We start from the raw sequence: 15,295 nt of genomic DNA, 5'->3' as shown, positions 1-15,295 counted from the left end.
GTGACCGCGACGGATTTATTTTTCCAGAAACACAACACCGTCTGTAGGAGTGAGCCTGCCTGACCGGCATGCGCCACCGGCTCTATCGTTGACCAGTCGGTGGTACCGAAAGGGAATGCCGTGAGATCCATTGTTGCCTCGACATACAATAAATGCGGACCGTAACCATCTGGCAGTCGTGCCGATAGACACAGACGGTCCGCATTTATGGGATACAAGTGCCGCGAACCCGCGAACCCGCGACGGGCTGACGAGCCATCTCACTATTGTTTCTGGCTTACCGTACTAGCGATGGTTGCGATAGCGTTCGGTCAACGACTGCACGAGGGTGACGTAGGATCGCGTCTCGGCGTAGGGAGGCACCCCGTTGTACTCGACCACGGACGCTTCGCCAGCGTTATAGCCTGCCAACGCCAGCACCTGGTTTCCGTTGAAGCGCTTGAGCAACCAGGCCAGGTAGCGCACGCCACCACGGATGTTTTGTCGTGCGTCGAACGGATTGTCCACGGCGAAGCGCTCGGCGGTGGCGGGCATCAACTGCATCAGCCCTTGGGCGCCAGCCTCGGAAATGGCGTTGGGGCGAAACGCCGATTCGGCATGAATCACTGCGCGGACCAGCGCCCTGTCGACACCGTAATGTCCCGAAGCGGCTTCGATCTCCCGCCGATAGGAATCAGTGTCCAGGCGCAGTGAGGCGACCTTGAAATCCTTCGGCACCCTGCACAGATAGCAGCCCTTGATGACATAGAGCTCAAGGACATCGACCCGTGCGGAGATGCCGACGGGGCGTCGGCTCACATATTGACGAATACCCTTGTGCATGAAGGTGAACACCCGAACCCGCACCGCGCCTGAATCGTCGTCCTGCGCAAGCTGGGGCGGGTCAATTGTCTTAATGCCGACACCGGCGCCCGCCGTGCCATTCAGGCGAGTGCAGCGGGCGTTGGAACTGGCTTGGCTGGTGTAGCGGATGGCTCCGTCACTGGCTTGGCACTTGAACGTGGCGCTGGCGCACAGTGGAGCGGCCAGCAAGGCCAGCTCGATGCAGCCAAGAAGGCTCTTGCGAGCCCATCGCCATGCTCTGGAACTCATCACATCGCTCCGTGCCCGGGCGCAGCCGTTCGAGGCCTGTTCGGGTGATCGGCGTTTGTTCTGATAGTTATACCCCTTGCAACCGGTCAAGGAACTTGCATTGACGTACGGGCTGCCGGCGCTCCAGGGCGAGGCTCTGACTTGATCACTCGCACGACGCGACTTCCCAACTATTGCCTGGACAAAAGTTGAGTGCATTTGTATTCCTGCCAGGAATGCAATGCATAAAATTAATGAATTTTTATTATCGACGTTTATGACCTAAGTTGATTCCAAGGACATGGAGAACCGCCTTGAAATCACCACTTAACCCCGCTGAAAAGTTTGATAGCACTCGGGCCAATGAGTACGGACGACAGAGCCGTATCGCACTGGCAGGTTATGACGCCTGTCAGGACTTGGTGGCATGCATGCTCGCGGCAAGCCTGGGAAATAGGGACTCGGCAAAAATACTGGTCGTTGGCGCTGGCGGTACCGCGCAGGAGATCATCGCGATGGCCAGGCTTGAGCCAGTCTGGCGCTTCACCGCCGTTGATCCGTCTGAGCCGATGCTGGAAACCGCGAAACAGCAGTTAGCCGTAAACAACGTGCTTGAAAGAACGGACGTGCATCTCGGGCACGTTGAAGACTTGGCCGCAGATGAGTCCTACGACGCAGCCACTTTGATCGGTGTACTCCACCATCTCGATGGGGATGATGCCAAGGGAGAAATTTTACGGTCCATTCGGGCTCGTCTGAAACCGGGGGCTCCACTGATTGTCGCCGGCAATCACTATGCCTACGCCAGCCAGCCGTTACTCCTGGCAGCCTGGGGGCAACGTTGGCGGCAGCACGGAGCCAGTCCGGATGAAGTGAAAGTCAAACTTGGGAAAATTCTTCAAGGCGCTGACCCTCCACATTCTGAGGCGGCTGTTCAGAAGCTTTTGCATGATGCGGGTTTTGGGGACGCTACCCGTTTTTTCAGCAGCCTGTTTTGGGGTGCCTGGTTAACGTGTAAAACAGTCTGAACGGCGATCTGACATGCACGGAGCTAGACTCCGCCGTCATCCCCTTTAGTTGGCGTAACCGCCGAACCTGCCAGCAGGCCGCCGTCAATGTTGAATTCACTGACGGTGATGTATGTCGCTTCATCCGAGGCCAGTAACAGCGCCACGGCCGCCACTTCTTCGGGCATGCCAAACCGTCTGAGCGGCGTATCCCGGACCAGTGCGGCCATTCGTTCTTCACGCCCCTCGTCGGTGCCTAACATCGGCTCCCACATGGGCGTGAGGATCGCCGCCGGATGAAGTGAGTTGCACCGAACCTTGAGGCCTTGCTCAGCGCAGTAAAGTGCCACCGTCTTTGTGTGATTACGAACCGCGCCCTTGGACGATGCGTACGCTGCCGCGCCCGGAATACCGACCAAACCTGAGCGGGAGGAGATGTTGATAATCGAGCCCGATCCAGGATTCCGCATGGCGCGAATGGCGTACTTGCACCCCAGGAATACACCGTCGAGATTGGTCTGATGCACGGCGAGCCAGTCTTCCAGTCGCGCATGTTCCGGGTCGTGCCGCACGGCGCCTTGCTCAAACCCGGTAATGCCGGCGTTGTTCACCAGGATGTCCAGCCTGTCGCGCTCTTTCAAAATTTGCGTCGTCACTCGTTGCCAATCGTCCTCCCGCCGCACATCCAGGCGCAGATAACGGGCACGATCGCCGAGTGAGTTTGCTAGCGTTCTGCCGAGCTCATCGTTTATATCGGTGACGTAAACGAAGCAACCCTCCTGCACGTAGAGTCGTGCAATGGCAGCGCCAATTCCTTGGGCTGCCCCTGTAATGATCGCAGTCTTGGCGGTGAGTTTATTGTCCATAAATGATCCTGAGACTCCCTTGGTTTGATGGGGTGCAAAGCGTTAACGAACCCGCAGTCGAGTTCACACCGAAAAACAGACACTAGCCCCCCGAACATTAAGCACCTGTTCTATCCTCTCATCCAACCAACAACTCCGGACATCAACATGCCCGCGCCCGAATCCACCCTCCTCCAAAGCTGGCACCATAATGCCCGATCCTGGATCGAAGCCATCCGCACCGGCGCTATCGAAAGCCGCCGGCAAGTCACCGACCAGGCCATCCTGTTGGCGGTAATGGGTCGGCAGCCTGAGCGCGTGCTCGACCTGGGGTGTGGTGAGGGCTGGTTGTTGCGTGCGCTGGCTGACCGGGGCATAGAGGCGGTCGGGGTGGACGGTGATGCGACGCTGATCGAGGCGGCACGGGCAGCGGGCTCTTCGACAGTAAAAGTGGCGAGTTATGAAGAATTGGTGGAGGCGAAGGTCAACGTTGGCAGTGACTTCGATCTGATCTGCGCCAACTTCGCACTGCTGCACCAGGACATCATCCCGCTGCTCACGGCCATGAACGCCCTGCTCGTTCCTGGCGGCACGCTGGTGATCCAGACGCTGCATCCGTGGACCGTAGCGGCCGGCAACTATCAGGATGGTTGGCGGGAAGAGACCTTCGCCGGGTTCGGAGGTCAGTGGCAACCCATGCCCTGGTATTTCCGCACCTTGTCCAGTTGGCTCAATGCGCTGGACATGGCTGGTTTTCGACTGGTCGCCTTGCAGGAGCCACAGCACCCGCAGAGTCCTGTGCCGCAGTCGTTGTTGGTGGTGTCCGAGCGGCGGCAGTCATAGCCATCGCGAATGTCACTGCGGCTGAAAGGTTTGCAGGTAGGCCAGCAGGTTATCGATCTTTTCCGGATCACTGAGTCCCCAGAAAATCATCCGGGTGCCGGGGACCACTTGTTTCGGCGCTTCGAGGTACGCGGTCAGTGTTTCGCGGGTCCAGACGATACCCGCGGCTTTCATCGCGTCGGAGTATTGGTAATCCGTGGTGCTGCCGGAGTGCCGGCCAAAGATGCCATTGAGCTGCGGACCGAATGAACCCCGCGCCGACTCCCCGACCTGATGGCAGCCCCCGCAAATTCGCTTGAACAGTGTCGCACCCGCTTCAGCATCGCCGGCCGCGTGTGCCTGAAGGCTGAATACACCTGCAGTGAGCAGCAAGGTAAACGTGAGTGCAGCGGCTTTGTTCATGTTCATTTCCCAGTCGTGTTTCGTCAGGCGCGAAAGATGGGCGCCCGCTTGCGGGGGCGAAAGTCTACGCAAAGAATGGCTGTCTTCATAACCCACGGTGTCATCAGGGGTTATTCACTGACAGCTTCAAGCGCAGTCTCTATCCTGTGCGGGCGTATTGGCGTTTGACGAACATTCTATTGGAGACACCTGTGCTACCCCTGACCGCCCGCGAGGTTTACCAGACATTGCGCGATGCCGCCCTGGGCATCCACCCTTTGCGGCGCCTCGATGAACACGCCGGGCCCGGCCAGGTTCAGGTCGATATCGAAGGCTGGCGCCTGGCCCTCGACGTCGACGGCGTCCATGTGCGCCACTGTCAACGCTGCCACAGCCCCGATGGCCGCATGGGTGAACTCGACGACTGGCAACGTTTTGGCACTGACCCGGTCAGTTTTCTCAGCGCATGGGAACTGGCCCAGATCGAGCGGCTGCTGACCAAGTGCCAAGGCGCACCCGCCAAACGCCAGCCATGAAAAAGCCTGGATAAACCGGTCTTTTTTCGTTGTTCGTCCCGCAGCCCAGGCCATTGCCCTCCTCCAAGCGCCTCACGCCAGATGCATTCACAAAGAAGCAGAAAATAGTCGCGAGACTGCGTAATAATCGGGTCCAATCGATAAATACTGAGGAGTGAGTTTTATGACCACGCAATCCGAAACCGCCATTCTGGCCGGCGGCTGCTTCTGGGGTATGCAGGATTTGATCAGGCGAATGCCCGGCGTGCTGTCTACCCGGGTCGGTTACTCGGGCGGCGATGTGCCCAACGCCACGTACCGCAATCATGGCACCCATGCGGAAGCCATCGAGATTGTGTTCAATCCGGCGGTGATCAGCTATCGCCAGATCCTCGAATTTTTCTTCCAGATTCATGACCCTTCGACGGCCAATCGTCAGGGCAACGACATCGGCCTCAGCTACCGTTCGGCGATCTTCTATCTCAACGAAGAACAACGCGATGTCGCCGAGGACACCGTGGCTGATGTCGATGCGTCCGGCCTGTGGCCTGGCAAGGCCGTGACGGAAATAGCCCCCGCCGGCCCGTTCTGGCAGGCCGAGCCGGAGCATCAGGACTACCTCGAAAAAGTACCCAATGGCTACACCTGCCATTTCATTCGGCCGAACTGGAAACTGCCAAAACGCGCACTCTGAAGCAATGACTCGAGTCGCGAGCAGGCTCGCTCCCACAGTGTTATGGGGTGGGTTCAAGGTTGTGCTTGAACCACCCCACGCTCTTCCAGCAAGCGCACAAACATGGTCAAACTCTGGGACACCGTTCCTCGGCGCCACACCAGCCACGTGCGCAAATACCGGAACGATTCGGACAACGGCCAGATACTCACCGTGGTGCACCCCGGCATGCTTTCCAGCATGCTGCGCGGCATCAGCGCCAGGCCGGCACCGGCGCTGACGCAGGCCAGCATGCCGTGATAGGACTCCATTTCGAAGATCTTGCCCGGCACCGCCGCGTCCTTGCTGAACCAGCTCTCAAAGTGGTGCCGGTACGAGCAATTGGAGCGAAAGGCGTAGATATTTTCGCCGTTCACATTCTGCGCCCGGTGGATCGGCGAATGGTTGAGCGGCGCGATCAGCACCATCTCTTCCTCGAACGCCGGCACGCCTTCCAGTGCCGGGTGCAGCACCGGCCCGTCGACAAACGCGGCAGCCAACCGCCCCGACAACACCCCATCAATCATCGTCCCCGAAGGGCCGGTCGACAGGTCCAGTTCAACCTTGGCGTATTTCTGGTTGTAGGCCGCCAGCAGCCCAGGAATGCGCACCGCTGCCGTGCTTTCCAGCGACCCCAGGGGAAACGAGCCTTGCGGTTCTTCCCCTGCCACAGTGGCGCGGGCTTCCTGCACCAGGTCGAGGATGCGCCGGGCATAGTCGAGAAAACTCCACCCGGCCGGCGACAGGCGCAGGCGGCTTTTCTCGCGGATAAACAGGTCCACGCCCAGGTCCTGCTCCAACTGCTTTATCCGCGTGGTCAAGTTGGAAGGCACGCGGTGGATGTGCTGTGCGGCGACGCTGATGCTGCCGTGCTCGGCAACGGCCTTGAAGATTTCCAGCTGAACCAGATCCAAGTCATTCTCCAAACGTGAACGATATACTCAGTATTATTCAGTTTCCGAAAAACAAACGCCACCGTAACCTGAGCGCATTCCCACCTAGCAGGACGGTGCCATGACCCGCGTTTCCAGCCTTACCCACGCCATTTCGACCAACCCGACCACCGGCGAGCAGATCGGCCACTACCCTTTCGAATCCGACTCGGCACTGCAAGCCGCCCTGTCGCGGGCCGCACGCGGCTTCCGTGTCTGGCGCAAAACCGCCGTGGAGCAACGCTCGCAATTGCTGATCGCCCTGGCTCAGGCCCTGCGCAGCAGCACCGACAAAATGGCCACGATGATCACCCTGGAAATGGGCAAGCCGATCTCCCAGGCCCGTGGCGAAATCGAAAAGTGTGCACAGCTCTGCGAGTGGTACGCCGAACACGGCCCGGCCATGCTCAACGCCGAATCGACACTGGTTGAAGGCGGCAAGGCGCGCATCGAATACCGCCCGCTCGGGCCGATTCTCGCGGTGATGCCGTGGAACTTCCCGATCTGGCAAGTGCTGCGCGGCGCCGTTCCAGCATTGATCGCCGGCAACACCTACGTGCTCAAACACGCTCCCAACGTCATGGGCAGTGCTTACCTGCTACTGGACGCTTTCAAGAACGCCGATTTCCCTGAAGGGGTTTTCGAAGTACTGAACGTCACGCCGGACGGCGTTTCCACAGCGATTGCCGACCCGCGCATCGCCGCTGTGACCCTCACCGGCAGCGTGCGCGCCGGCATGGCCATCGGCGCTCAGGCGGGTGCGGCATTGAAAAAATGCGTGCTGGAACTGGGCGGTTCCGATCCGTTTATCGTGCTCAATGATGCCGACCTCGATGAAGCGGTCAAAGCCGCCGTCATCGGCCGCTACCAGAACACCGGGCAAGTCTGCGCGGCGGCCAAGCGCTTGATCGTCGAGCAAGGCATTGTCGAGGAATTCACACGTAAATTCGTCGAAGCCACGGCCAAACTGGTGGTCGGCGATCCACTGGCCGCCGACACTTACCTCGGCCCGATGGCGCGGTTTGATCTGCGTGATGAACTGGATCAACAAGTGCGTGACACCCTGGAAGAAGGCGCGACCTTGTTGATGGGCGGCAAGAAGGCGCAAGGGCCGGGTAACTTCTACGAACCGACCGTGTTTGCCAATGTCACCGACCAGATGACCTCGTTCAAACAGGAATTGTTTGGCCCGGTAGCCTCGATCATCACCGCCCGCGACGCCGCCCATGCGCTGGAACTGGCCAATGACAGCGAGTTCGGCCTGGCGGCAACCGTCTTCACGGCCAATGTCGCGCTCGCCCAACAGTTGGCCGGCGAACTGGAAACCGGCGGCGTGTTCATCAACGGCTACAGCGCTTCCGACCCCCGCGTGACCTTCGGCGGCGTGAAGAAAAGCGGGTTTGGCCGCGAGCTGTCGCACTTCGGCGTGCGCGAGTTCTGCAATGCCCAGACCGTGTGGCTGGACCGCCGCTAAGCGAAAAACGCAGCCTGGGCGTCATTGGCTCCCAGGCTGCGATTTTACTCAGGCATCATCCAGCGATACTCGACCCCTCGCGGGCGGCGACTATGCTGTTGGGGTCACTTTTCGGGAGGCGCTGAAGATGTCCCTGACGCTTTATTACCATCCACTCTCGTCGTACTGCCACAAAGTGCTGATCGCGCTCTATGAGCACGCGGTCGACTTCGACAAACGGATCATTGATCTGGGCAACGCCGCTGAAAAAGCCGAGTTGCAGGCGCTCTGGCCGATCGGCAAATTCCCGGTCATTCATGATCACACCGGCCAGTGCGACGTGGCGGAGTCGACGATCATCATTGAATACCTGGATCACTATTTTGCCGGGCAACACCGGCTGATTCCGGGCCATTGGGACACGGCGCTGGAGGTCCGTCTGTGGGACCGGGTCTGCGACAACTACCTTCAGACGCCACTGCAACAGATTGTCCTGGATCGCATCCTCGGTGCGAACAGCAATCTGACCCAACAGCGCGCCACGCTACAGACCGTGTACGGCATGTTCGACCGCCAGTTGGCGAACAATGCCTGGCTGGCCAGCGCGGAGTTCAGCCTGGCCGATTGTTCAGCGGCCCCGGCACTTTTCTACGCCAGTACCCTTGAGCAGGTACCTGGTGAACACGGCCACTTGAACGCCTATTTCGAGCGGCTGATGAACCGGCCATCCGTGCAGCGGGTGATCGACGAAGCCAGGCCTTACTTCTCGCTCTACCCGTTCGAGCAAGACATCCCGCAACGGTTTCACCCGCGCCCCTAACGCACGATGTCGATCAATTGTTCGCGCTGCGCCCCCGTGAGCATCGGCCCGAAACCGGCGCCGGCATTGTCCGCCATGTAACGCGGATTGCCGGTGCCGGGAATCACGCAGGTCACCGCCGAATGGGACAGCAAGAACTTCAACGCCATTTGCGCCCAACTGGTGACCCCCACTTGCGCAGCCCAACCGGGCAGTGGCTTGCCCTTCAAGCGTTCGAGCAAACCGCCGCCACCGAAGGGCCGGTTGCAGATCACCGCCACCCCGCGTTCGCGACACAGCGGCAGGATGCGTTGCTCGACACCGCGATCATCCAGCGCATAGTTGATCTGCAAAAAATCCAGGGGCTCAGCCTTGAGCACCGCCTCCACTTCCTCATAGGCCGTCGGCGTGTAATGGGTGATGCCGATGTAGCGAATCCGACCTTGCTCCTTCCATTCGCGCAACGTCGGCAAATGGGTCTGCCAGTCCAGCAGGTTGTGGATCTGCATCAGGTCGATGCGGTCGGTTTGCAGCAGGCTGAAGGACTGCTCCATCTGCGCAATACCTTCCTCGCGGCCACGGGTCCACACCTTGGTGGCGAGAAAGGCCGGCGAGCGCGGCTCATGAATCGACAGCAATTCACCGGTGGTCTGTTCGGCGCGGCCATACATCGGCGAGCTGTCGATGACGGTCCCGCCCTTCTTGAACAAGGCGCTGAGCACCTCTGGCAATTGTTTGTAGGCGGGGCTGGAAGGCTCGACATCAAAACCGCGATACGTGCCCAGCCCGACGATGGGCAATGGCTCGTTGCTGGAGGGAATGGCGCGGGTCAGCATGGTCTTGCCTCCTGTTTCCGTCGACGGCGCCGAGGTGGCAAAAGCCCGATCGAAGGTGAAGACCGCCGAAACACCGGCAGCCAGCGTGAGAAATCGTCGACGCGTGTATCCGTCAGTGTGGCTCATCGTATTGCTCGTGTGGCCCAACCCGGCGTGCCCCGCTACCGTTGAACTAAACTCTGGCACCGATCTTGTGTTAGTGGACCTCGATCCCAGAGCCGTCAATGTCGCCCCCTAAAGTTAGTCGAATGTTCAGAACCCTGACGCTTCTCGTTGTCATCATTGCGGCGTTGTACCTGGCGCTGTGTGCGGCGTTGTTCTTTTTTCAGCGAGCGTTGATCTACTACCCGCAACCCAGCGCGGTCACAACGCCCGCTTCGCTGCTGACGCTCACGGCCGAAGACGCGCAAATACAGGTGTCCGTCAGGCCGCACGATGGCCCGAACGCCTTGATCTATTTCGGTGGTAATGCCGAGGATGTGTCTCGCAACCTGTCCGGCTTTTCCCAGGCGTTGCCCGAGCACGCGTTGTACTTGATGCACTACCGAGGGTTTGGTGGCAGTTCTGGATCGCCATCGGAGGAAGCGATTGCTCGTGATGCGCTGACCTTGTTTGACAAGGTCTACAGCAGCCATCCGAAGGTTGCCGTGGTCGGGCGCAGTCTCGGCTCTGGCGTCGCCGTGCGCCTGGCCAGTCAACGCCCGGCCTCGCGGCTGATCCTGATCACGCCTTACAACAGCCTGGACAGCCTCGCCAGACGGCAGTTCCGCTGGTTCCCGGTGAAGTGGCTGCTACAGGACCGCTTCGAATCCTGGCGTTACGCCGCGCACATCACAGTGCCGACGCTGTTGATCGCCGCCAGCCACGACGAGGTCATCCCGCGTTCCAGTACGCAGCAGCTCTACACCCATTTCGCACCCGGCGTGGCAACGTTGAAGGTGTTACCGGACACCGGCCACAACTCCATTTCCGATAGCCCCGAGTACCTCAAATTGATACGTGACGGTTTATGAGCACGAACGCATTCATAGACAGCATCGATCATGCGGTCATCGAGAGTGATTGGACTCGCCGCCCACAAGCTCTTAGCCTGCGCGCGACGCGAAACACCTGAAGGCAGAACTCCATGATCGTCAGACCCAAACCGAACTTCATCAATATCCTCAGCGCCACCAAGGGCTCCATCGCCAAACGGATCGCCCTGCGCAGTTTGATGGTGACGCTGCTGGCGTCGGTCATCGTGCTCGTCGAGACCTTGCACCCCAGCTACTTTTCCAAAGTCAGCGCGACACCGTTCACGTTGCTCGGTTTGTCGCTGTCGATCTTCATGAGCTTTCGCAACAATGCCTGTTATGACCGCTGGTATGAAGGCCGCAAAGCCTGGGGCGATGTGATCGTGGCGATTCGTTCGATGATTCGCGAAACCGTGATCATCAAGGACACCGACACGCGCAACACCGTGCTGAGTCATTTGTGCGGGTTCGCCCACGCGCTCAACGCCAAACTGCGCCAGGAAAACGAGTTGGCGGCGAGTGGCCGTTGGCTTGACCCGATCCCCAAGGACAACTTGCCCGACTTCAGCGGGCGAATTTTGCTACACCTCGGCCAGCAGTGTTCGGCACTCAGCGAGTCAGGGGTGATCAATGAATGGCGTTACACGATCATGGCCAATCATCTGGCGCACCTGGCCCAGGCACAGGCCGCCTGCGAACGGATCAAACACACGCCGCTGCCGTTTGCCTACACCTTGCTATTGCACCGCACCAGCTACCTCTTCTGCTTCCTGCTACCCTTCGCCATGGCCGAACCCCTGGGCTGGATGACCCCGATTTTCACGGCGATTGTCAGCTACACCTTTTTTGGCCTGGATGCGATTGGCGATGAGCTGGAGGACCCGTTTGGCCGCGACGAAAACGACCTGCCCCTTGATGCGATCGTGCGCACCATCGAGCGGGAAATCCTCACCGCGATGGGGGAAACACAACTTCCACCGGCGCTGGCACCGGTGGACTTTGTGTTGAAGTGATTTCACACCTGATAAAAGTGCCGGTACCAGTCCACAAATTGCGCCACACCGGTTTCAACAGTCACTTGCGGGCGGAAGTCGACCCAGTCCGCCAGCGCCGACACATCGGCCCAGGTCTTGATCACATCGCCCGCTTGCATCGGCAGGTTATTGCGCAGCGCTTTGACCCCCAATGCCGACTCCAGGCATTCGATAAAATCCAGCAACGCGACCGGATGGCCACGGCCGATATTGAAGAGCCGGTTGACGCCCCCACTCTCGTGTGTCGCCACTGGCGGCTTCGTTCGTAAGCGGGCGATGCCTTCGACAATGTCGTCGACGTAGGTGAAGTCGCGCGCCATTTGGCCGTGGTTGAACACCTCGATCGGCTGGCCCTTGAGGATCGCTTCGGTGAACTTGAACAGCGCCATGTCGGGACGACCCCAAGGCCCGTAGACGGTGAAAAAGCGTAACCCGCTGGCCTTCAGGCCGTAGAGATGGCAGTAGCTGTCGGCGAGCAATTCGTTGGCGCGTTTGCTCGCGGCATACAGCGAAACCGGATGATCCACCGGGTCATCCACACTGAACGGCAGCTTGTTATTGGCACCGTACACCGAACTGCTCGACGCGTAGATCAGGTGCGCGGGCGGATAGTGTCGACAGGCTTCCAGCACATTCAGGAAACCCACCAGGTTGGATTGCGCATAGGCGTCCGGGTTGTCCAGCGAGTAACGAACTCCCGCTTGCGCCGCCAAGTGCACCACTTCGGTGAAGTGATGTTCGTTGCACAACGCCATCAACGCAGGTTTGTCGATAATGTCCATCTTCTGAAAACGGAAGCCCTGCAACACGCTCAGTTGTTTGAGCCGGGCCTGTTTGAGTTCGACACTGTAATAGTCATTGAGGTTGTCGATACCTATCACTTCAAGGCCTTGCAGGCACAACCGTTTGACCGTGTGAAACCCGATGAATCCCGCAGCGCCAGTCACAAGAACGGTCATAGTGCCATGCTCCCCTGTTAACACAAGAAGGGCTTAGTTATAGCGTTGCTATTGCACGGGGTCCAGATTCGAAGCTTACTGATTAACAACCCCCATAACTGGGGATAATTCTCAACCGACCGACTATTACTGGCACCAAAAGTTTAATCCACCCGACGAATGAAAAATTCCCCTTAAAAACAACTGCTTGAGTAGTAGCAAAATCACTAATGGATAAAAGGCGTGCTTTTTGACGAGGAACGTTTGACAGCTCGCTTAGAGTGGTCGATAACTACACCGGTCTATTGGAACAGTTGTGCGAGTGCGGACTATCTGTTTAGCCCCTGATCCTTAGTCCCCTACCGAATTATTTTTTATGTGGGTTCCTTGTGCGGACCGTGCGGTAGCTTTGTCCAAAGCAAAGTTTACTCAGGCTTATGCCTGATATGTTGCACGGTATAGCGTCACGTCATTGGTTTGTGCCCTTTCGTGAGGCGTTTTGTGATTCATTATTGATACACAACAGCATAACTCTATAAGAAAAACATATCTGCTCGAATAACATTTCATAGGCCTCACTATAGAGCCACTGCCTGCCTAAACTTCTCAATTCACAGAGTTTACCAGCATGCCAGCACATAGCTCCGAGCGGTCTAATTGGTACCTTCTGCAATGCAAACCACGTCAGGATGAACGTGCCCATCTCAACCTGCTTCAGCAGAACTATGTGATTTTCCACCCCCAGCTGGTGACCGAACGCGTGATACGCGGTAAGCGCCACCGGGTCCTGGAGTCACTGTTCCCTGGGTATCTGTTTATCCACCTCAGCCGCAACGACAATTGGGCGCCCTTACGTTCCACCCGCGGCGTCAGTCGTATTGTCGAATTCAATCATGGTCCTGCGACAGTGGCAGAGCACGTCATCGAGCATCTGCGCGCGCGTTGTTTTGAATCGGCGGATGCGCACGTCGACGTCGACCACGATCTGAAACCCGGCGAACACTTGCAATTCATTCGTGGGCCACTGTCGACACTGGAAGGCATCTTCGTGTCCTCGCAGGGGGCTGAACGCGTGATGATCCTGCTGCAATTTCTTAATCGCGATCAAACCATTTGCGTTCCGCTCAGTGATCTCGGACGCCAGAGTACGCCAATACAACTTAACAACTAATAATTTGCCTTATATGCTTTTCCTCAGGAGCCATGATATGGCCTTAAAGTCACACTGCCCTGTTGCACTGCTTATGGCCTCTCTTTATCCAGGGATGGCATGGAGTATCAACCCCCAAAACATTGATATTTACGGATTCAACTTCACACCCACCTTGCTATTCTCAGAAAGTTACGACGACAACTTTCGCGAACTGGAAAACAATACACAATCTTCCATGATCACCCGGTTGGCACCCTCCTTCGAGCTCAAGGCTGAAGACCGCAACAGTGCTACCCGGCTGATCTGGCAACCCTCTCAGAACACTTACCATGACGAGCCGGATGCTTCATATACGGCACAACGGGTGCGAGCCGACAGCATCATGGAATTTACCGACCGGCACCGTCTGAAACTTGAGGCCGAATACCGCAAATGGGAGCGCACGGAATCGACAGCGATCCCAGACCAGAATGACAAACTCAACAACAAACGCGTGGGCGGCCTGTACACTTACGGCGCCAGGAGTGCTGATAACCAGATTGATGTCGGCGCCAACTACGCAGAACTTCGCTACACCAATGCCGACGGCGTCAACGAAGACAAAGAACGTAATACAACGGGCGTGACCACCACGTGGTATCACCGCATCGGCAGCAATACCCGTGGCTTGCTGGAATACGACCACACGAACTTCGATTACCTGCAATCCAACAGCCCGCGAAGCAGTAAATCCGACGCCATCCTGGGCGGAGCCACATGGGACTTCACCGCCCGCACCTCGGGCAAAGTGCGCATTGGTTACGAGAAAAAGAATTTCGACAGCAGCCAATCCAAAGACCTCGACAACCCCACCTGGCAAGTGGATCTGCAATACAGGCCGCGTACTTACTCGACCTTTACCTTCGTCGCCCGCCAGGCCCTCGCCGAAGGTGACGATGGCGCCGACGCGGTGAAATCGACCTTCACCCAGGTCGGTTGGCGCCATGGCTGGACCGAACGCATTACCTCCGTGGCCCAGGCGGGTTACGGTCGTTATGTCTACGAAGGCGAAAGCCGCACAGACAATCTTCAGGACTACAACCTGGCCCTGATATACGCCATGCGCCGCTGGCTGGATATCGAACTCGGCTATCGCTACCGGGATAACAACTCGGACGCCGAAGATGAGAGCTACACCCGCAACGTTGTTTCAATCAGCTTCAACGTAAGCCTTTAGGAGGGTTTTGCGATGAACTCACACACTCTTGGCTTGTTGTTCACATTGGCATTTGTCCCCACTACGTACGCAGCGGACTCCGGCACCCAGTACAAACTGGCGGCGGGTGATGTGTTGCGCATCACCGTGTTCGGCGAGCCAGAGCTGAGCATTAAAAGGGTTCGCCTCAACGATGCCGGAACGTTTTCCTACCCGTTCCTCGGTGAAATTTCCGCCAAGGGCCTCACCCCCAACCAGGTCGAAAAGATCATCGTCGACGGGCTCAAACAGGGCTACCTGAACGATCCGAAAGTCAGCCTGAGCCAGATCGAATACCGCTCGTTCTACATCAACGGCGAAGTCACCAAGCCCGGCAGTTACCCCTTCGTACCCGGTCTGACGCTTGAAAAAGCCATTGCCTTGGGCGGTGGACTCACCGAGCGCGCCTCGATCAAACGCGTGACCATCGTGCGCGGCGACACCGGCCAGACCCTTACCGATGAAGTAACGCGCAGCACCACGATTGCCCCCGGCGACACTATTTCCATTGCACAAGGCTTTTTCTAAT

The 15,295-nt window shown here is 58.2% G+C and carries 17 protein-coding genes; 11 read left to right on the top strand and 6 right to left on the bottom strand.

Going from position 1 to position 15,295, the window contains the following annotated elements; translation table 11 throughout:
* Positions 1 to 285 precede the first annotated feature (285 nt).
* Positions 286 to 1,092, bottom strand: coding sequence for a lytic transglycosylase domain-containing protein (locus tag J2X66_RS19570; protein ID WP_310267310.1), 807 nt, complete (start codon positions 1,090 to 1,092; stop codon positions 286 to 288).
* A 293-nt stretch (positions 1,093 to 1,385) separates the two neighbouring features.
* On the opposite strand from J2X66_RS19570, the gene J2X66_RS19565 reads away from it, so the two are divergent.
* Complete coding sequence (locus J2X66_RS19565) at positions 1,386 to 2,099, top strand: class I SAM-dependent methyltransferase (protein ID WP_310267308.1); 714 nt, start codon at positions 1,386 to 1,388, stop codon at positions 2,097 to 2,099.
* Between the two features lie 23 nt (positions 2,100 to 2,122).
* Here the strand turns inward: J2X66_RS19565 and J2X66_RS19560 are convergent, their stop codons facing one another.
* Positions 2,123 to 2,944 carry an SDR family oxidoreductase gene (locus J2X66_RS19560; protein WP_310267306.1) on the bottom strand — a complete coding sequence of 274 codons (822 nt, stop codon included), beginning with the start codon at positions 2,942 to 2,944 and terminating at the stop codon, positions 2,123 to 2,125.
* Between the two features lie 147 nt (positions 2,945 to 3,091).
* Here J2X66_RS19560 and J2X66_RS19555 point away from each other — a divergent pair, with 147 nt between their 5' ends.
* Positions 3,092 to 3,766, top strand: coding sequence for a class I SAM-dependent methyltransferase (locus tag J2X66_RS19555; protein WP_310267304.1), 675 nt, complete (start codon positions 3,092 to 3,094; stop codon positions 3,764 to 3,766).
* 12 nt (positions 3,767 to 3,778) lie between these two features.
* Here the strand turns inward: J2X66_RS19555 and J2X66_RS19550 are convergent, their stop codons facing one another.
* Complete coding sequence (locus tag J2X66_RS19550) at positions 3,779 to 4,168, bottom strand: cytochrome c family protein (protein ID WP_310267302.1); 390 nt, start codon at positions 4,166 to 4,168, stop codon at positions 3,779 to 3,781.
* Positions 4,169 to 4,359: 191 nt separating this feature from the next.
* On the opposite strand from J2X66_RS19550, the gene J2X66_RS19545 reads away from it, so the two are divergent.
* Positions 4,360 to 4,683, top strand: a complete 324-nt coding sequence (locus tag J2X66_RS19545) for a hypothetical protein (protein WP_310267300.1) — start codon at positions 4,360 to 4,362, stop codon at positions 4,681 to 4,683.
* Between the two features lie 163 nt (positions 4,684 to 4,846).
* Positions 4,847 to 5,356 (top strand): peptide-methionine (S)-S-oxide reductase MsrA, encoded by a 510-nt coding sequence (gene msrA, locus J2X66_RS19540; protein ID WP_027924654.1) that lies wholly within the window; start codon positions 4,847 to 4,849, stop codon positions 5,354 to 5,356.
* Between the two features lie 53 nt (positions 5,357 to 5,409).
* On the opposite strand, the gene J2X66_RS19535 is transcribed toward msrA, so the two are convergent.
* A complete protein-coding gene (locus tag J2X66_RS19535; RefSeq protein ID WP_310267297.1) occupies positions 5,410 to 6,288 on the bottom strand; it encodes a putrescine utilization regulator PtrR in 879 nt (292 codons plus the stop codon).
* A 100-nt stretch (positions 6,289 to 6,388) separates the two neighbouring features.
* On the opposite strand from J2X66_RS19535, the gene J2X66_RS19530 reads away from it, so the two are divergent.
* Both J2X66_RS19530 and J2X66_RS19525 read left to right on the top strand, forming a co-directional pair.
* Entirely contained in the window at positions 6,389 to 7,780 is a 1,392-nt protein-coding gene (locus tag J2X66_RS19530) for an aldehyde dehydrogenase family protein (RefSeq protein WP_310267296.1), read from the top strand.
* 127 nt (positions 7,781 to 7,907) lie between these two features.
* Complete coding sequence (locus J2X66_RS19525) at positions 7,908 to 8,579, top strand: glutathione S-transferase family protein (RefSeq protein WP_310267294.1); 672 nt, start codon at positions 7,908 to 7,910, stop codon at positions 8,577 to 8,579.
* Here the strand turns inward: J2X66_RS19525 and J2X66_RS19520 are convergent.
* On the bottom strand, positions 8,576 to 9,520 hold the full coding sequence (locus J2X66_RS19520) for an aldo/keto reductase (RefSeq protein ID WP_310267292.1): 945 nt from the start codon (positions 9,518 to 9,520) through the stop codon (positions 8,576 to 8,578). The genes J2X66_RS19525 and J2X66_RS19520 overlap by 4 nt on opposite strands.
* Before the next feature lie 98 nt (positions 9,521 to 9,618).
* Here J2X66_RS19520 and J2X66_RS19515 point away from each other — a divergent pair, with 98 nt between their 5' ends.
* Both J2X66_RS19515 and J2X66_RS19510 read left to right on the top strand, forming a co-directional pair.
* On the top strand, positions 9,619 to 10,407 hold the full coding sequence (locus J2X66_RS19515; protein WP_310267290.1) for an alpha/beta fold hydrolase: 789 nt from the start codon (positions 9,619 to 9,621) through the stop codon (positions 10,405 to 10,407).
* Between the two features lie 113 nt (positions 10,408 to 10,520).
* On the top strand, positions 10,521 to 11,420 hold the full coding sequence (locus J2X66_RS19510; RefSeq protein ID WP_310267288.1) for a bestrophin family protein: 900 nt from the start codon (positions 10,521 to 10,523) through the stop codon (positions 11,418 to 11,420).
* A 2-nt stretch (positions 11,421 to 11,422) separates the two neighbouring features.
* Here the strand turns inward: J2X66_RS19510 and J2X66_RS19505 are convergent, their stop codons facing one another.
* Complete coding sequence (locus tag J2X66_RS19505) at positions 11,423 to 12,400, bottom strand: NAD-dependent epimerase (RefSeq protein ID WP_310267286.1); 978 nt, start codon at positions 12,398 to 12,400, stop codon at positions 11,423 to 11,425.
* 607 nt (positions 12,401 to 13,007) lie between these two features.
* Between J2X66_RS19505 and rfaH the strand changes: the two genes are divergently transcribed.
* The 3 genes from rfaH to J2X66_RS19490 are packed head-to-tail and all read left to right on the top strand — an operon-like array spanning position 13,008 to position 15,294.
* Positions 13,008 to 13,550, top strand: a complete 543-nt coding sequence (gene rfaH / locus J2X66_RS19500; RefSeq protein ID WP_310267284.1) for a transcription/translation regulatory transformer protein RfaH — start codon at positions 13,008 to 13,010, stop codon at positions 13,548 to 13,550.
* Between the two features lie 37 nt (positions 13,551 to 13,587).
* The gene (locus J2X66_RS19495; protein WP_310267282.1) at positions 13,588 to 14,748 is read left to right on the top strand and encodes an outer membrane beta-barrel protein; all 1,161 of its coding nucleotides are present in this window, start codon (positions 13,588 to 13,590) and stop codon (positions 14,746 to 14,748) included.
* 12 nt (positions 14,749 to 14,760) lie between these two features.
* The gene (locus J2X66_RS19490; RefSeq protein ID WP_310267280.1) at positions 14,761 to 15,294 is read left to right on the top strand and encodes a polysaccharide biosynthesis/export family protein; all 534 of its coding nucleotides are present in this window, start codon (positions 14,761 to 14,763) and stop codon (positions 15,292 to 15,294) included.
* Position 15,295 lies beyond the last annotated feature (1 nt).

Origin of the sequence: Pseudomonas sp. 3296 (genome assembly GCF_031456615.1) — a bacterium.
Classification (GTDB): Bacteria; Pseudomonadota; Gammaproteobacteria; order Pseudomonadales; family Pseudomonadaceae; genus Aquipseudomonas; species Aquipseudomonas mucoides.
The sequence above is the reverse complement of the archived record's forward strand: the minus strand, read 5'-3'. Positions and strand labels throughout refer to the sequence as shown.

Bases quoted from the DNA above. Each gene is read 5' to 3' on its own strand.
- J2X66_RS19570 (WP_310267310.1), bottom strand. From the start codon at position 1,092: ATGAGTTCCAGAGCATGGCGATGGGCTCGCAAGAGCCTTCTTGGCTGC.
- J2X66_RS19560 (WP_310267306.1), bottom strand. From the start codon at position 2,944: ATGGACAATAAACTCACCGCCAAGACTGCGATCATTACAGGGGCAGCC.
- J2X66_RS19555 (WP_310267304.1), top strand. From the start codon at position 3,092: ATGCCCGCGCCCGAATCCACCCTCCTCCAAAGCTGGCACCATAATGCC.
- J2X66_RS19550 (WP_310267302.1), bottom strand. From the start codon at position 4,168: ATGAACAAAGCCGCTGCACTCACGTTTACCTTGCTGCTCACTGCAGGT.
- msrA (WP_027924654.1), top strand. From the start codon at position 4,847: ATGACCACGCAATCCGAAACCGCCATTCTGGCCGGCGGCTGCTTCTGG.
- J2X66_RS19530 (WP_310267296.1), top strand. From the start codon at position 6,389: ATGACCCGCGTTTCCAGCCTTACCCACGCCATTTCGACCAACCCGACC.
- J2X66_RS19525 (WP_310267294.1), top strand. From the start codon at position 7,908: ATGTCCCTGACGCTTTATTACCATCCACTCTCGTCGTACTGCCACAAA.
- J2X66_RS19520 (WP_310267292.1), bottom strand. From the start codon at position 9,520: ATGAGCCACACTGACGGATACACGCGTCGACGATTTCTCACGCTGGCT.
- J2X66_RS19515 (WP_310267290.1), top strand. From the start codon at position 9,619: ATGTCGCCCCCTAAAGTTAGTCGAATGTTCAGAACCCTGACGCTTCTC.
- J2X66_RS19510 (WP_310267288.1), top strand. From the start codon at position 10,521: ATGATCGTCAGACCCAAACCGAACTTCATCAATATCCTCAGCGCCACC.
- J2X66_RS19505 (WP_310267286.1), bottom strand. From the start codon at position 12,400: ATGACCGTTCTTGTGACTGGCGCTGCGGGATTCATCGGGTTTCACACG.
- rfaH (WP_310267284.1), top strand. From the start codon at position 13,008: ATGCCAGCACATAGCTCCGAGCGGTCTAATTGGTACCTTCTGCAATGC.
- J2X66_RS19495 (WP_310267282.1), top strand. From the start codon at position 13,588: ATGGCCTTAAAGTCACACTGCCCTGTTGCACTGCTTATGGCCTCTCTT.
- J2X66_RS19490 (WP_310267280.1), top strand. From the start codon at position 14,761: ATGAACTCACACACTCTTGGCTTGTTGTTCACATTGGCATTTGTCCCC.